The sequence below is a fragment of the Hanstruepera neustonica genome (assembly GCF_002895005.1).
In the GTDB taxonomy this organism is placed as follows: Bacteria; Bacteroidota; Bacteroidia; order Flavobacteriales; family Flavobacteriaceae; genus Hanstruepera; species Hanstruepera neustonica.
This window is the reverse complement of record NZ_POWF01000002.1, coordinates 108097-122454: the sequence shown is the minus strand read 5'-3', so window position 1 is coordinate 122454 and position 14358 is coordinate 108097. Positions and strand designations below refer to the sequence as shown.

The 14358-nt window shown below is 32.9% G+C and carries 16 protein-coding genes; 9 read left to right on the top strand and 7 right to left on the bottom strand.

The window, feature by feature from the left end; all coding sequences use genetic code 11:
• Positions 1–7 precede the first annotated feature (7 nt).
• Positions 8–721, bottom strand: a complete 714-nt coding sequence (locus C1T31_RS05245) for a DUF6090 family protein (protein WP_103051437.1) — start codon at positions 719–721, stop codon at positions 8–10.
• A 108-nt stretch (positions 722–829) separates the two neighbouring features.
• Here C1T31_RS05245 and C1T31_RS05240 point away from each other — a divergent pair, with 108 nt between their 5' ends.
• Complete coding sequence (locus tag C1T31_RS05240) at positions 830–1207, top strand: DUF1801 domain-containing protein (RefSeq protein WP_103051436.1); 378 nt, start codon at positions 830–832, stop codon at positions 1205–1207.
• Here C1T31_RS05240 and C1T31_RS05235 read toward each other — a convergent pair.
• The 3 genes from C1T31_RS05235 to C1T31_RS05225 are packed head-to-tail and all read right to left on the bottom strand — an operon-like array spanning position 1204 to position 2895.
• A complete protein-coding gene (locus tag C1T31_RS05235) occupies positions 1204–1671 on the bottom strand; it encodes a GNAT family N-acetyltransferase (RefSeq protein WP_103051435.1) in 468 nt (155 codons plus the stop codon). The two genes, C1T31_RS05240 and C1T31_RS05235, sit on opposite strands and share 4 nt — an antisense overlap.
• Before the next feature lie 9 nt (positions 1672–1680).
• Complete coding sequence (gene kdsA / locus C1T31_RS05230; RefSeq protein WP_103051434.1) at positions 1681–2502, bottom strand: 3-deoxy-8-phosphooctulonate synthase; 822 nt, start codon at positions 2500–2502, stop codon at positions 1681–1683.
• 33 nt (positions 2503–2535) lie between these two features.
• The gene (locus C1T31_RS05225; RefSeq protein ID WP_103051433.1) at positions 2536–2895 is read right to left on the bottom strand and encodes a hypothetical protein; all 360 of its coding nucleotides are present in this window, start codon (positions 2893–2895) and stop codon (positions 2536–2538) included.
• 231 nt (positions 2896–3126) lie between these two features.
• Between C1T31_RS05225 and typA the strand changes: the two genes are divergently transcribed.
• From typA to C1T31_RS05195, 6 genes are all read left to right on the top strand, one after another.
• Positions 3127–4926, top strand: a complete 1800-nt coding sequence (gene typA / locus C1T31_RS05220) for a translational GTPase TypA (protein WP_207764259.1) — start codon at positions 3127–3129, stop codon at positions 4924–4926.
• A 66-nt stretch (positions 4927–4992) separates the two neighbouring features.
• Positions 4993–5223 carry a uroporphyrinogen decarboxylase gene (locus C1T31_RS05215; protein WP_103051431.1) on the top strand — a complete coding sequence of 77 codons (231 nt, stop codon included), beginning with the start codon at positions 4993–4995 and terminating at the stop codon, positions 5221–5223.
• Between the two features lie 72 nt (positions 5224–5295).
• Positions 5296–6627, top strand: coding sequence for a hypothetical protein (locus C1T31_RS05210; RefSeq protein ID WP_103051430.1), 1332 nt, complete (start codon positions 5296–5298; stop codon positions 6625–6627).
• Positions 6628–6722: 95 nt separating this feature from the next.
• Positions 6723–7700 (top strand): GNAT family N-acetyltransferase, encoded by a 978-nt coding sequence (locus C1T31_RS05205; protein WP_165780072.1) that lies wholly within the window; start codon positions 6723–6725, stop codon positions 7698–7700.
• Positions 7697–8797, top strand: coding sequence for a DegT/DnrJ/EryC1/StrS family aminotransferase (locus tag C1T31_RS05200; protein WP_103051429.1), 1101 nt, complete (start codon positions 7697–7699; stop codon positions 8795–8797). Before C1T31_RS05205 ends, C1T31_RS05200 begins: the two co-directional genes overlap by 4 nt.
• Positions 8798–10108 carry an O-antigen translocase gene (locus C1T31_RS05195; protein ID WP_103051428.1) on the top strand — a complete coding sequence of 437 codons (1311 nt, stop codon included), beginning with the start codon at positions 8798–8800 and terminating at the stop codon, positions 10106–10108.
• 1 nt (position 10109) lies between these two features.
• Here the strand turns inward: C1T31_RS05195 and C1T31_RS05190 are convergent, their stop codons facing one another.
• Positions 10110–11255: a glycosyltransferase family protein gene (locus tag C1T31_RS05190; protein ID WP_103051427.1), complete on the bottom strand. Its 1146-nt coding sequence runs from the start codon at positions 11253–11255 to the stop codon at positions 10110–10112.
• Positions 11256–11294: 39 nt separating this feature from the next.
• On the opposite strand from C1T31_RS05190, the gene C1T31_RS05185 reads away from it, so the two are divergent.
• Positions 11295–12119 carry a glycosyltransferase family 2 protein gene (locus C1T31_RS05185; RefSeq protein ID WP_103051426.1) on the top strand — a complete coding sequence of 275 codons (825 nt, stop codon included), beginning with the start codon at positions 11295–11297 and terminating at the stop codon, positions 12117–12119.
• The gene (locus C1T31_RS05180; RefSeq protein ID WP_103051425.1) at positions 12120–12527 is read left to right on the top strand and encodes a sugar 3,4-ketoisomerase; all 408 of its coding nucleotides are present in this window, start codon (positions 12120–12122) and stop codon (positions 12525–12527) included.
• Here C1T31_RS05180 and C1T31_RS05175 read toward each other — a convergent pair.
• Both C1T31_RS05175 and C1T31_RS05170 read right to left on the bottom strand, forming a co-directional pair.
• On the bottom strand, positions 12521–13444 hold the full coding sequence (locus tag C1T31_RS05175) for a glycosyltransferase family 2 protein (RefSeq protein ID WP_103051424.1): 924 nt from the start codon (positions 13442–13444) through the stop codon (positions 12521–12523). The two genes, C1T31_RS05180 and C1T31_RS05175, sit on opposite strands and share 7 nt — an antisense overlap.
• Positions 13441–14343: a glycosyltransferase family 2 protein gene (locus C1T31_RS05170; protein ID WP_103051423.1), complete on the bottom strand. Its 903-nt coding sequence runs from the start codon at positions 14341–14343 to the stop codon at positions 13441–13443. Before C1T31_RS05170 ends, C1T31_RS05175 begins: the two co-directional genes overlap by 4 nt.
• Positions 14344–14358: the final 15 nt, after the last annotated feature.

Sequence of the window (14358 nt, the reverse complement as noted above, 5' to 3'; positions counted from 1 at the left end):
AATTTTATCATTTATTCAAGACTTTAATAAGGTGTCTGATTTCAGTAATTTTAATTAGAGCAGACTCAATGTGCCTAACATTTCCCTTTCGGTTATCGTTAAATAATTTAATTTGTGTTATGGTAGATGGCTTGGTAAAGAAAGCTTTAGAATCAATGGGCTCACAAGATACTCGCCACTGAAAATCTTTAAAGTCAGATTTTAATATTGGAACCCAATCCAGATTGAATGCACTTTCAACATCCTCCATTGCTTGATATACATTATACAGGCTTTCATCGTAATACGCTATTAATTCTTGTTGAATTGTATTTTCTGAAATAGTTTCAATACCCTTTGCTTTCAAAACTTCAAAAGCACTTGACTTGGCTCTAAATCTTTCAAAACAAATGATTTTTGCAAGCCAATGTTTTAAACTATCGTTGTATTTGTCGTTTGAAACTTGTTCAAGAATTAAATCAGTGGTTAGAATAGCATCTTTTGCTTTTTGTAATTCAATTGATAAGGCTATTGAGTCACTTTTAAGGTTTTGATTTATTAAGGATAATATTTCTTGTTCATATTTTTGGGTTTTACGATGGTCATTCCAATTATTAATCTGTAAGGCAATCAAAATACCTATGACGACCAAGACAATTTCACCAATGGCATATTTTAGGTATTTACCTGTTTTATTTTCGGCAAGAAGATTTTGCCTGATGTGGCGAAAGAATTTTAGCATTTACTGGTTAGTTCCAAGTAAATTAAATGGCGTGGTAGTTTTGGTTGGTTGTTTTCGATTAGTAATTTAGTAATTTCTTACAAAATAAAATCAATTCCGAGTAACTAAATGAAACCTGTTGATGCTTATTTTTTAGAACAGAAGGAACCCTATCGGTCCATAATGCTTTATGTCAGAGAGGTGATATTGAAGACGTTGCCCAATGTTCAAGAGCGATATAGTTATAAAATCCCATTTTATAACATAGGTAAAAAGCCTATGATTTACATAAATATTTTAAAAGGGACCGATTTTGTAGATGTGGCTTTTGTTCAAGGTATTTTGTTGGAAAAAGATTTCCCTGAATTGCAGAATTATAACAATCGCAAACAGGTGCGTTCAATTCAAATTAAACACATTGAAGATTTGGATGAACATCGCTTTGTTATGTTACTACAAGCTGCAGGCAAGCAATTGGAACAGAGTAAAAAAGCTTGGTTTATTTAGAGAGCTTTTGAAACTATATAGTTTTCAAAGGTCATGCCCTTAAGGACCTTTTTCTGCTTTTTAATGACATCGAAATAGTGATTTTCAAAAAATGGCAAAGCCGTAATACTGACATCAGATTTGATTTCACCAAAACCATCCATCATAACTTTAGATTCTATAATGCGCAGTAATTTTGAAGCAATACCTTGACGTTGATAATCTTTATGAACAAACAAACCATCAAAATAATTGCCATTCTTTAAATAGGCAAAACCAACAATAATGTCATGGCTTTCGGCAACCAAAAAGTAGCATTTGTGAATGCGCTCTTCCCATTTTTGGGTATCACTGGCACCAGCAGACCAAGTTTGAATCTGTTTATCCGAATAATGTTTTGAATTCACCTCGCGAACAGTATCTCGAAAGAGTGTGGTTATCTCTGGAATGTCCTCGATAGTTGCTTGGCGGATTTCAATATCCATAATAATAGCCTATTTTAAGCTGTTTATGGTTTTTCTAATGGCCACTAAATTGGTCAATAAATTTTCTAAATTATCCAAATGCAACATGTTGGCACCATCACTTTTGGCATTGGCAGGATCAAAATGAGTTTCAATAAACAGACCATCAACATTATTCACGACACCAGCACGAGCAATGGTTTCGATCATATCTGGTCTACCACCAGTAACACCTACAGATTGATTCGGCTGTTGTAAGGAATGGGTAACATCTAAAATAGTGGGTGCATATTGACGCATAGTAGGAATGCCTCGGAAATCAACAATCATATCTTGATAGCCAAACATGGTTCCTCTATCGGTTATCCAAGCCTTGTCACTACCAGTATCCTTAACCTTTTGCACAGCATGTTTCATGGATTCGGGACTCATAAACTGTCCCTTTTTTAAATTGACTACCTTGCCAGTTTCGGCAGCTGCCACAACCAAATCGGTTTGACGCACTAAAAATGCAGGAATTTGGAGAACATCAACATATTCGGCAGCCATTTTAGCATCTGATACTTCATGGATATCCGTAACTGTTGGTACATCAAAGGTTTCAGATACTTTGCGTAATATTTTTAGGGCTTTTTCATCACCAATACCCGTAAAACTGTCTATACGACTACGATTAGCCTTTTTAAAACTTCCTTTAAAGACATAAGGAATATGCAGGTTATTGGTAATAGTTATAACCTTTTCGGCTATACGCAATGCCATGTCTTCACCTTCAATGGCACAAGGGCCAGCCAACAGAAAAAAATTATTGCTATTGGTATGCATCAATTTTGGAACGTCTTTAAGATTCATCAGCTTAAAATTTAAGCCACAAAGATAGTCAAATTAAAACGCTTTTTTTAGACTATTTCGAATCATCCAAAGTGCCATTAAAAAATTGGTAAAGACAAAAATGCCACCATAAATAATAAAGGTTTTGGTTGAAGATGAAATATCAATGATATGTAGCAAATCCGATAAATAAGCTAGAATGAGATAGGACGAAAGGCACACAAAAATAATTCCTAATGAGAAATTGAGTTGTTTATTGGGTTTTATTAATTGCCAAACAAATGGTATTCCCAATAGTAGAATAGGATATGCTGTGAGTCCTTCACTTTTATTAATATCGGTAAACCAATAGGCTATAACCGCTAAAAAATATAAATAGGGAGTGAATTTAGAATATTTACTAATCAGTTTCATTCTTAAACAATTAAAGGGTTAAACATGTTATGATACATGAGTAAAACGCCTTGGGTGGTTATGAGCTGGTTAGTAATGGCTATTTACTATCAATCAATTACTTAACGAAGTATACTTGTTTTTATTTCAATATAAAATCACAATAACATTTAATTAACTAATTGAATAAAATATAATGGTTTAAATATTAAAATATAACGTACCTTTGCACGCTTAAAATACGGCACTATTATGGCTACAATAAAAAACATTGCAATTATTGCGCACGTTGACCACGGGAAAACAACCTTGGTTGATAAAATTATGTACCACTGTCAGTTATTTCGTGAAAACGAAAACACGGGTGATTTGATTTTGGATAACAACGATTTAGAACGTGAACGTGGTATTACTATCACGTCAAAAAACGTTTCAGTTGTTTACAAGGATACCAAAATTAACATTATTGATACACCTGGTCACGCCGATTTTGGTGGCGAGGTAGAGCGTGTTTTAAATATGGCAGATGGTGTTTTGTTGTTGGTTGATGCTTTTGAAGGGCCAATGCCCCAAACCCGTTTTGTATTGCAAAAAGCAATTGATTTAGGGTTGAAGCCCTGTGCAGTTATCAATAAAGTTGACAAGGAAAACTGTACGCCAGATGAAGTACACGAGAAGGTGTTTGACTTGATGTTTGAATTAGGTGCAGAGGAGTGGCAATTGGATTTTCCAACGGTTTATGGTTCTGCCAAAAACAATTGGATGAGTGACGATTGGAAGAATGAAACTGATAATATTGAGCCATTACTAGATATGGTTATCGAGCATATTCCGGAACCAAAAATTGAAGAAGGTTCAACACAAATGTTGATTACCTCATTGGATTTCTCATCGTTTACGGGAAGAATAGCGATTGGCCGTTTGACACGTGGTGAATTGAAAGCAGGTCAGAATATTTCGTTGGTTAAGCGTGATGGTCGCGTTGTAAAATCTAAAATTAAAGAGTTACATACTTTTGAAGGTTTAGGTCGTAAAAAAGTTGAAGAAGTTAAAGCAGGTGATATCTGTGCCATAGTAGGCTTGGAAGGTTTTGAAATTGGTGATACGGTTGCCGATTGGGAGAATCCAGAAGGATTAAAAACCATCGCGATTGACGAACCAACGATGAGTATGTTGTTTACCATTAACGATTCACCATTCTTTGGGAAAGACGGTAAATATGTGACATCAAGACATATTAAAGAGCGTTTAACCAAAGAATTGGAGAAGAATTTGGCGCTACGTGTTGAAGAAACAGATAGTGCTGATAAATTTATGGTATTTGGTCGTGGTGTCTTGCATTTATCTGTGTTAATTGAAACGATGCGTCGTGAAGGTTATGAACTTCAAATTGGTCAACCACAGGTTATCATTAAGGAAATTGATGGCGTAAAATGTGAGCCCGTAGAAGAAATGACTATTGACTTACCGGAAGAAGTTTCAGGAAAAGCCATAGAAATGGTGACCATGCGCAAAGGTGAAATGTTGAGTATGGAAGCCAAAGGTGATCGCATGGTTTGTGAGTTTATTGTGCCTTCAAGAGGTATCATAGGTTTACGTAATCAATTATTGACAGCTACAGCGGGTGAAGCTATAATGGCACACCGATTTAAAGAATATCAACCATTGAAAGGTGGTATTCCAGAACGTCAAAACGGTTCGTTGGTATCTATGGAAAATGGTCAAGCAATCCCTTATTCTATTGATAAATTACAGGAACGTGGCAAGTTTTTTATTGATCCAGGAGAAGATATTTATGAAGGTCAGGTGATTGGTGAAAATTCTCGAGGTGATGACATGGTTGTCAACGTGACCAAAACAAAAAAGTTAAGTAACGTGCGTTCAGCTGGAGCTGATGACAAGGCTAAAATTGTTCCGGCCATCAAATTTTCGCTAGAAGAAGCTTTGGAATACATCCAAAAAGATGAATATGTTGAGGTAACACCAAAACACTTAAGATTGCGAAAAATCCTTCTAAAAGAAGTTGATCGCAAGCGAAATAAAACAATTTAAAATTAAAAGTTAAAAAAGGGATTCTAAATAGAATTCCTTTTTTTTGCAATCTAAACATATATAAATATGGAACTATTGGGAGTTTCCTTAACGGAATGGGTTGGCTATGCTGCTATGGCAGCTTTATTGATTTCATTTATGATGAAAGATGTTAGAATGCTGCGAATTGTCAATTCTATTGGGTGTATATTGTTTGTTATTTATGGATTTATGCTTCAAACATCGTGGCCAATAATCATCTCTAATGCGGCTATCGTATTCATAAATCTCTATTATTTAGTGCTCAAGAAAAAATAGACTTCACTATATTTACAAAAGTAGCTTAAACAAGAGGTTCTTGATGGTGTTACTTTTGAAAAAAGCCTTTTAATGCGTGTAATTCATAATTTTTTTAAGGATAAAAACCTACTATACTTATTAATTATTGGCTTGGGTATTAGGTTGCTTTTATTTTTAATAGTCTATCCAAGTGAGAGTGCATTTCCTGATTCGGGCAGCTATTTTCGATTGGCTAAAAAATTATCTACGCTGTCATTGGAAGGTTATGATGGTAAGCGAAGTCCAGGCTATCCTTTGTTAATACTGTTTGCGGCAGGAAAAGTAAAAATAGCTGTAATATATCAGTTTATAATGGGAACAATTGCTTCCTTATTTTGGTATAAAACGTTGATTAACTTGAAGTTTAGTAGAAGACATAGTTTTTACGTTGTCCTTTTTTTACAGTCATTTCTAAATGTGTTTTTTTATGAAACTTCCATTCTATTGGAAAGTTTGACCTTGTTTTGCACCTCTTTTATTGTCTATTTCATAACAAGTCCTAGTTACAGAAATAGTAATACAATAAAGACGGAATTGATTTTGGGAGCCGTATTGGGTTATTTGGTATTGATCAAACCTTTTTTCGCCTATTGGCCATTCTTAATTTATGGATTGTATACCTTAAAAGATTTTAATCTTAATAGGATAATAAATAAAAAATTAATTCTTTTAATATTTCCTCTGTTGGTATATTTTGGTTGGTCCTATGTCAACAAATTAAATACGGGCTATTTTGTTTCAACAACATTTTTAGGGTTGAATATGTCTCAAAATTGTGTCTATTTTGCAGAAAAGGCGCCAGAGGAATACCAGTGGATTGGGCAACCTTATGCTCAATACAGAAATAAAACAATTGCAGAGAATAGGGATGTGGCTATGAGTATTTGGAATGCTTATGGAGAAGGAAGAGTTTTTGATAAATACAATTTAAGTTTTGAAGAACTGTCTCATGAATTGGGTGAATTTGCCAAAGCAACTGTAGCAGCCAACCCAAAAGATTACCTAAAACAGGTTTTTTTTCGTTCTGGTCTGGATTTCTGGAAGCCTGCTCTTGATTGGAATGAAGATAATTTCCGATTTCATTCGGCTTTTCAAGTTTTTGATAACATTTGGCGTGTGCAAAAAATAATCTTGTACGCAATTGTAATTGCATTCATAGGTATCAGTATAATGGTGTTTTATCGTTCAATTGTTAATAGGCAAGTGGACATAACTTTTATTCTTGTTTCTTTTGTCATGGTACCAGCTTTGTTGCAAGCTATGGTAACCTATGGAACTAATGACAGATATAGCTATCCATTTGATTTTATGATGTTTTTTGTTGTATTATTATTTGTTAGACAAAATAATATAATCCATAAAGTGAAAAGTTTTTTCAGATAACTATTCCATTACTAAACAACACCTGTATTAAATGAGCATATAAATTTTTTTTCAAGCAAAAGAACTTTATTTTTAGGCTTTCATATAAAATATAAATGAACGATTTAAGAGCTGTAGTGTATTCTTCCAGTTATTATAAGGATTGGAATAATTTTTTAGAAATAGCAAAGAATGCCACGTTTTTGTTTCATCGTAACTTTATGGAATACCATCAAGATCGATTTGATGATGCATCGCTTTTAATTTTTAAAAAAGATAAGTTAATTGCTATTTTTCCAGCATGTAAAGAAGGTTCTATTATATATTCTCATAAAGGCTTAACCTATGGTGGATTGGTTGTTGGAGAAAAGCTGAAATTTCAATTGATTCTGAAGTGTCTCCGCTGTGTACTGGAATATTATGATGAACAGGGCTTTCAAACGTTAGAAATTAAAATGATTCCAGGTATCTACTATAATTATCCAAGCGATGAATTATCTTATTTGATGAAGGTTTTGGATGCAGAACTATTCAGAAGAGATATGCTGTCGGTCGTCAAACAAAATACTCATGTAAGATACTCTAAAGATAGACGAGATGGTTTAAAGCGCGCTCGCAAGGCTGGCTTGACCATTAAATCTGACGATGAATTTGATACGTTCTGGAATGAGATATTGATTCCTAATCTTAAAAACAAACATAACACAGAACCTGTTCACAGTTTAGAGGAAATTAAATTGCTAAAAGAACGATTTCCTGAAAACATTGTTCAGTTTAACGTTTATGAAAAACAAAAGTTGGTTGCTGGTACAACTATATTTATTACCGAACAAGTTGCCCATTCACAATATATTTCAGCTGATGCCACAAAAAATCAAACAGGCAGTTTGGATTTACTGCATGATTTTTTACTGCAAGAGGTTTTTAAGGAAAAACCATATTTTGATTTTGGTATTTCCAATGAAAATAATGGTCTACAAGTAAATTCTGGTTTACAGTATTGGAAAGAAGGTTTTGGTGCTAGGGCAGTGACTCAAGATTTTTATAGATTGCCAGTGAGCAATTTTAAAAAGCTAGACGATGTTTTGATATGATACAATTTTTAGACTTAAAAAAAATAAATGCGCGTTTTGAAGAGACTTTCCAAAAGAAGTTTAAACACTTTTTGGATTCTGGAAGGTATATACTTGGTGACGAAGTTGAAACATTTGAAGCTGATTTTGCCTCATATTGTGGAACCAAATATTGTGTAGGAACAAGTAATGGGTTGGATGCTTTAACACTAATCTTTAAAGCGTATATAGAATTGGGCGTTTTAAAAGCAAACGATGAAGTATTAGTTCCAGCGAACACCTACATTGCTAGTATATTATCGGTTATTCATAGTGGTTTGACACCTATTTTTGTGGAGCCTGATGAACAAACGTTTAATATTTCAGTTGAGGAAATCAAAAGGCATATTAACAATAAAACAAAAGCTATTTTAGTAGTCCATCTATATGGTCAATTGGCTACTATGGAAGCCATTAATGATGTTGCAAAAGAACATAACTTATTGGTCATTGAAGACGCTGCTCAAGCACATGGTGCTATTAACAATAATGGAAAAAAAGCCGGTAATTTGGGACATGCAGCTGCGTTTAGCTTTTATCCGAGTAAAAATTTAGGCGCTTTAGGCGATGCTGGAGCGATAACAACTCAAGATAAACAACTAGCTGAAATGATTGTACAATTGAGAAATTATGGATCTTTAGAGAAATACTCAAACAACTACAAGGGCTTTAATAATAGATTGGATGAAATTCAGGCAGCTATGTTATCAATCAAGCTTCCGTTTTTAGATGAAGATAATGCCAGAAGACGAGAGATAGCCAATCGTTATTTAAACGAAATAACTAATAAGAGCATTCAACTGCCATATTATGATGAATCAGAAAATCATGTTTTTCATGTATTTGTTGTGAGAGTAACGGAAAGAGATAATTTTGCTACATTTCTTAAAAAAAACAGCATAGGTTACCTGATACATTATCCCAAACCACCCCATAGACAAGTGGCTTTGCAAGAGTACAGTCATTTACAATTACCGATAACGGAAACAATTCACGAACAGGTTATCAGTATTCCAATAAGCCCAGTTATGACAGATGAAGAAGTAACCCAAATAATTAACCTACTAAATGCCTATTAATTGAAAAGATTACTGAATTATATTAACAACAATGTATTAGTACAAGTTGCATCATTAAATTCTGCTTCGGTTGCTACTAGAATTATTGCTGGATTTTTAACTTCTAAGGCTATTGCATTATTTGTAGGTGCCGAAGGAATGGCGCTGATAGGTAACCTGCGAAACTTTTTGAGTACGGTTCAAACAGTTTCAATCCTCGGTTTTTACAATGGCATAGTAAAATATGTAGCCGAGTTTAAGGAAAACACCATTGAATTAAGTAAAACCCTTTCAACCATTTTCTATATGGGGTTCTTTTCAACCATTTTGGTGTCCTTTGGATGTTATTTTGGCGCAAACTATATCAATGATTATGTTTTTTCGTATTACAATGATTACGCTTATGTTATCAAAATTTTGGCAATAGCGCTACCATTTTATGCACTGAATATGTTTACGTTTGGTATTCTCAATGGATTTTCCAAATATAAAATCTTAATCATTATAAATATTATTGGGCAGATTCTGGGCCTTTCAATTACCATCTTATTGATATATAAAGAACGAATTGATGGCGCTTTGATTTCGGTGGCTATTTCAGAATCCTTAATTTTTCTCATCACACTTGTTGGAGTAGCCAATAGAAAGAGCTTGGCACCTTTGGTAAAAGTCAAAAATATTAGTCTAGATTATGTCAAGAAATTAAGTTCCTATTCTATGATGGCCATTTTTTCAGCCATTTTACTGCCCTTGGTTGCAATAGTTATTAGGAATTATATTACAGATTCAGTTGGAATAAAAGAGGCTGGTTTTTGGGAAACCATGAACCGTATTTCAAAGTACTATTTGATGTTTGTGTCTTCATTATTAACTCTTTATATTTTGCCAAGGTTATCTGAAATTGATAATAAAAAAGAGTTTAGGAACGAGGTCTTTAATTTCTATAAAACCATTATCCCAATTTTTGGAGCAGGATTACTTATCATTTATTTGTTACGAAAATATATTATCCTCCTAATTTTTTCAGACGAATTTTTACCTGTCCAAGATTTGTTCCTATGGCAGCTTTTGGGCGACTTTGTAAAAGTGTTATCCATAGTTATAGCCTATCAGTTTTTGGCTAAAAAAATGTTTTGGCACTACATAATTACGGAAGCTTTTTCGGTAATTATTCTTTATTTCACGAGTATATATTTTATTGATATATATGGAACTAAAGGAGCTAACATAGCACATTTTGTCACCTATGTAGCTTATTATGGGTTAATACTTTTGATTTTTAGTTCTTCATTGTTTGGTGTTTTACCTGAAGAGCCTAATTTGGAAGAATAGATTAGGAATGGGCTGTCCAAACATCAAGATAGCGTTGAGAAATATTTATGTAATTATGTTCTTTTTCAATAAACGCACGTGCATTTTTTGATATTTCCAGAATTTTATCTGGATTTTCAATGAGCATTGAAAGTTTATCAGCAATATATTTTGAATGTGGCAAGGCATTAATTGCAACAGTGTCTTCTTCCAAATTATAATATTCCAGCCATTCTTGTTCAGCACCTGTAAAAACCACTTTTCCTTTTGCCATAGCCTCCAAGGCATTGTAACCTTGGTCATAGGCATAAACCTGATCTAATACAATATGCGCTTGGTTATATGATTGGATGTATTCATCATAAGGTAGGTTTTCTGTTTTGATAACTGTAACCTTGTCTCCGTATTTTTGCGAAATAATTTCTAAAGCTTCATCAAAAAACTGAATCCCTTTTTTTATGTAATTGGGACTGTTAATACCCAGAAAAACAATTATTCTATAGGATGGTTTTAAGTCAATATATTCTATTTTATCAGTATTTATGGGGTTTGGTATTAGCCCTAAATAGTGGTTATTGCCTTTAAGCGGTAAGTGGTAATCTAGATCTGAAGCAATGACGCCTTCTGTGTTTTGGTATAAGTAATCATGTAGTTTTTTATAAGGCTTGGTAGTGTATTTTAGGGAGTAATTGAATTTAGATTTTAAATTGGGGTTTTCTTTATAAGGTGTTAAAATAGAATACTTTAAATTGCTTTTTAAATAATGGTTAATTGAAATATAATCATCACCGCATGATAATAAATAAGCACTTTTATTTTGTTTGAAAATATAAACAAGTAAGGGTATTTGTAGTTTTGGATGCATGAAAAAAGCATCTTCATTAATGAGCTGCACCACGTCAAAACCTTTCAAAATTGGTAGCTTGCTTTTGATTCTAAAATAAATTTCTATTTGTGCAATATCAAATTTAGTAAGTTTATGAATGAGTTTGCGAAAAAACAAGAAAGGTTGTCTATTAAATAATTTGCTGTCAATATCAATGTCAACTGGGTATTTTTTAAACTGGTCACCAGTCCCAATAATAACAACTTCATGACCAAGTGTTATTAAACCTTCTTTTAGTGAGTTATGCAATCGGCTAAATTCGCCAATCAAAAGTATTCGCATGCTTATTTTAATATCTTTGTTTCAAAGATAATTTTTTAAATGGATTATAAACAGGGAATGGAAACGGAGCTGGAAATTCTTGTGGCTACTATGAATAGAAATTCTTTAGGTTTTCTCGATTCTATGTTTATTAATAATGATATTTCTAAACTCCATATTTTGGTTGTTAACCAAACAACCCAAGACTGTTTACTGACCTCCCTAAAACCTAATATTAGAGTTGTTAATTCATTTGAAAAAGGTTTGAGCCGAAGTCGTAATCTGGCAATAAAAAATGCCATTGGAAAAATTTGCCTTTTAGCTGATGATGATGTGGTTTATGTTGAGGGGTTTGCTGAAAAAATAGTCAACAGCTTTAACAGATATAAAAGTTTTGATCTGATTACTTTTAAAACCTTAACAACTGAAGGAAGTCCTTATTGGAAGTATCCTGAATCCAATTCAGATATTCAATCGGTTTATAGAAAAATACTTTCAATAGAAATAGCTTTCAGAAGGCAAATAATTCTTGATAAGAATATAAAATTTGATGAACAATTTGGTTTGGGAGGGACATTTGAAGATGGTGAGAATGTTTTTTTTCTCCAAAGCGTTTTCGAAAATGAAGTAGGCTCACAATTTATTCCGGAATTTATTGTTATTCATAAAGCTTTTAGCTCTAGTGATGATGTAACTTCAGATAGGCATTTTTTTGCAAGAGGTGCCATGAATTATAAACTCCATGGATTTTGGGCATATTTTTTAATAATGAAGTTAATAGTTTCGCTTTTAAGAAAGCGATTAATATCTTTTTCGGATGTTTGTGATAAACTGACCGTTGGATTAAAGGGGATAAAAAAATACAAAGAGATTAATATGCATTAAATGGAAACATTAAAAGAAGTAAGAATCATAGAGATTCCAAAAATTGAGGACGTAAGAGGTAATTTGGCAGTTATTGAAAAGAATGTGATTCCTTTTGAAATCAAACGTGTTTATTATTTGTATGATGTGCCCAGTAATGCTTACAGAGGCGGTCATGCACATATTCAGCAGCAAGAGTTTTTAATTGCTTTAAGTGGCAGTTTTGATGTTGTTTTGAATGATGGTGAAGAACGAACCAAAGTAACTTTAAACAAGCCCAATAAAGGGCTTTTAATTCCAACAGGAATCTGGCGTGAGTTGGAAAATTTTTCTTCAGGTTCGGTTTGTTTAGTTTTGGCTTCCGATATTTTTGAAGAAGAGGATTATATTAGGGATTATAAAAAGTTTTTGGCTTATAAAAATCAGTAATAGTTTTTCTGTTTGTTCAAAGCATTATAAATTCTTACTACAAATTTTAAAATTGGGTTAGGCAAAGAGATTACTAACTTTTGCTTCTTGTTTAGATAGCTTAAATCGATTAGTGTTTTAAGTCTTTCACTGTTTTTTGTCTCACCTAATAACTTATACTTAATTATTGAGGAATAAATATTCTTATTTAAAAAAGGTTTTGATTCAGGTTGCTCGTTGGATACCTCAATGTATTTTTTGAAATCAATTGATTTATATGATTTTTTATTGGTTTTTGAAAGACCGTTTTCAATATTCAGATGATTGGCCAAATGTGAATTTATAAATACTACTGGATACTTAAAACCAGTTCTTATCCAATAATCAGTGTCTTCATTTGTTTTAAGGGATTCATCAAAAAAGCCAATATCTTTTATGGCATTTTTGCTAAAAACAGAATTTGCACAATGCAAGATAGAATGGCCAATGCTTGAGGTGAAATAATTCAATATACCAATACCATTAGGGGTTAAATCAATATTTTTATAAGGTGCAGGGTAGGTTTGGTTTGCCATTACAATATTTAATGCAGTAGCAAAAACATGTTCATTTGTATGTAACGCAATGAGACTACTTATAGCCTCTAAAAAGGTCTCTTCCCAAAAATCATCAGCATCCAAAAAGGCTATATAATTGGCTGTGGCTTTTTCAATTCCAAAATTCCTGGCCGCTGAAACACCATGGTTTTCGGTAGTAAATATATTTATTCTAGAATCTTTAAATGACTTTGCTATTTCCAAGCTGTTGTCTGTAGAGCCATCATTCACAATAATTATTTCAAAATCCGTAAATGTTTGGTTTAAGACACTACGTAACGTTTGGGCAATATGATTTGCTTTGTTGTAAAGTGGGATTATTATGGAAAATTTGGAACTCACTTCAAGTTATTTGAATTTAAATCGGTAAAACACATATAGCCAATCCTGTAAAATTGCAATAATTTAATGGAAGGGTTTTTTCCAAGTAGATTACTCTTTATTGGCGTTTTAGAAATACTAAACAGAAATGCAACTATATAGTTGAGTTTCCATTGCTTTAATTTTAAGAATAAGTGTAATAGATTATTATCGGAAGCTGAAATACTGTTGCTTTTTAAAAGATAGAGTAAGGTATTGGCAGCTTCTTCTTTCTTCTTAAGATAATTGGCGCTTTTTTCTAAACCTAAATGAAAAACAGGATTGTCAATATGATTAACAACAAACTGACCCTCTTTTAATTTGGAGCCAAAGTAGTTGTCCATGCCATATCCTTGATAGGTGATGGTTTTATTGATTGAATTAAAAACATCCTTTTTAATGAGCATATTAGCTGAAGCAATTAGTCTGTAAGGCTTTCTATTTCTTATGGCTGCTATAGTTTCCTCCTTTAGAATACCATATTTCCAACGAAGCATATAGTCTATTGGTGGTTTGGATTTTTTATAGGCAATACCTCCAAAAACAGCAGTGCTTTTTAAATCTAACTGATTAATATAATTAAGAATGAAGTCATTTGCTTTTGGCAGAACATCGGCATCCAAAAACAGTAACCAATCATATTGTGCATTATCCGAAAGAGCTTGTCTAGCTTTAATGCGTCCCAAATTTTCATTGGAAACAAGTAATTGAGTATATGGTAATTTGTTGATTTCATTATTGCAATCAATAAATTCGGAGCCAGAACCGTCTTCAAAACAAATAATTTCATAAGCAACATGACTTTCAGCCAATTGCTTACTTATTGAATTTACAAGTTCAAGAATACTATAGTTGTATGTGGGGATCAATACCGAAATCATCACTAAAAAAGTATG

What these genes read in the sequence shown, in the direction of transcription:
- C1T31_RS05240 (WP_103051436.1), top strand. Translation starts at nt 830, where the DNA reads ATGAAACCTGTTGATGCTTATTTTTTAGAACAGAAGGAACCCTATCGG.
- C1T31_RS05170 (WP_103051423.1), bottom strand. Translation starts at nt 14,343, where the DNA reads ATGATTTCGGTATTGATCCCCACATACAACTATAGTATTCTTGAACTT.
- C1T31_RS05225 (WP_103051433.1), bottom strand. Translation starts at nt 2,895, where the DNA reads ATGAAACTGATTAGTAAATATTCTAAATTCACTCCCTATTTATATTTT.
- C1T31_RS05180 (WP_103051425.1), top strand. Translation starts at nt 12,120, where the DNA reads ATGGAAACATTAAAAGAAGTAAGAATCATAGAGATTCCAAAAATTGAG.
- C1T31_RS05245 (WP_103051437.1), bottom strand. Translation starts at nt 721, where the DNA reads ATGCTAAAATTCTTTCGCCACATCAGGCAAAATCTTCTTGCCGAAAAT.
- C1T31_RS05185 (WP_103051426.1), top strand. Translation starts at nt 11,295, where the DNA reads ATGGATTATAAACAGGGAATGGAAACGGAGCTGGAAATTCTTGTGGCT.
- kdsA (WP_103051434.1), bottom strand. Translation starts at nt 2,502, where the DNA reads ATGAATCTTAAAGACGTTCCAAAATTGATGCATACCAATAGCAATAAT.
- C1T31_RS05200 (WP_103051429.1), top strand. Translation starts at nt 7,697, where the DNA reads ATGATACAATTTTTAGACTTAAAAAAAATAAATGCGCGTTTTGAAGAG.
- C1T31_RS05235 (WP_103051435.1), bottom strand. Translation starts at nt 1,671, where the DNA reads ATGGATATTGAAATCCGCCAAGCAACTATCGAGGACATTCCAGAGATA.
- C1T31_RS05210 (WP_103051430.1), top strand. Translation starts at nt 5,296, where the DNA reads ATGCGTGTAATTCATAATTTTTTTAAGGATAAAAACCTACTATACTTA.
- C1T31_RS05190 (WP_103051427.1), bottom strand. Translation starts at nt 11,255, where the DNA reads ATGCGAATACTTTTGATTGGCGAATTTAGCCGATTGCATAACTCACTA.
- C1T31_RS05215 (WP_103051431.1), top strand. Translation starts at nt 4,993, where the DNA reads ATGGAACTATTGGGAGTTTCCTTAACGGAATGGGTTGGCTATGCTGCT.
- C1T31_RS05205 (WP_165780072.1), top strand. Translation starts at nt 6,723, where the DNA reads ATGAACGATTTAAGAGCTGTAGTGTATTCTTCCAGTTATTATAAGGAT.
- typA (WP_207764259.1), top strand. Translation starts at nt 3,127, where the DNA reads ATGGCTACAATAAAAAACATTGCAATTATTGCGCACGTTGACCACGGG.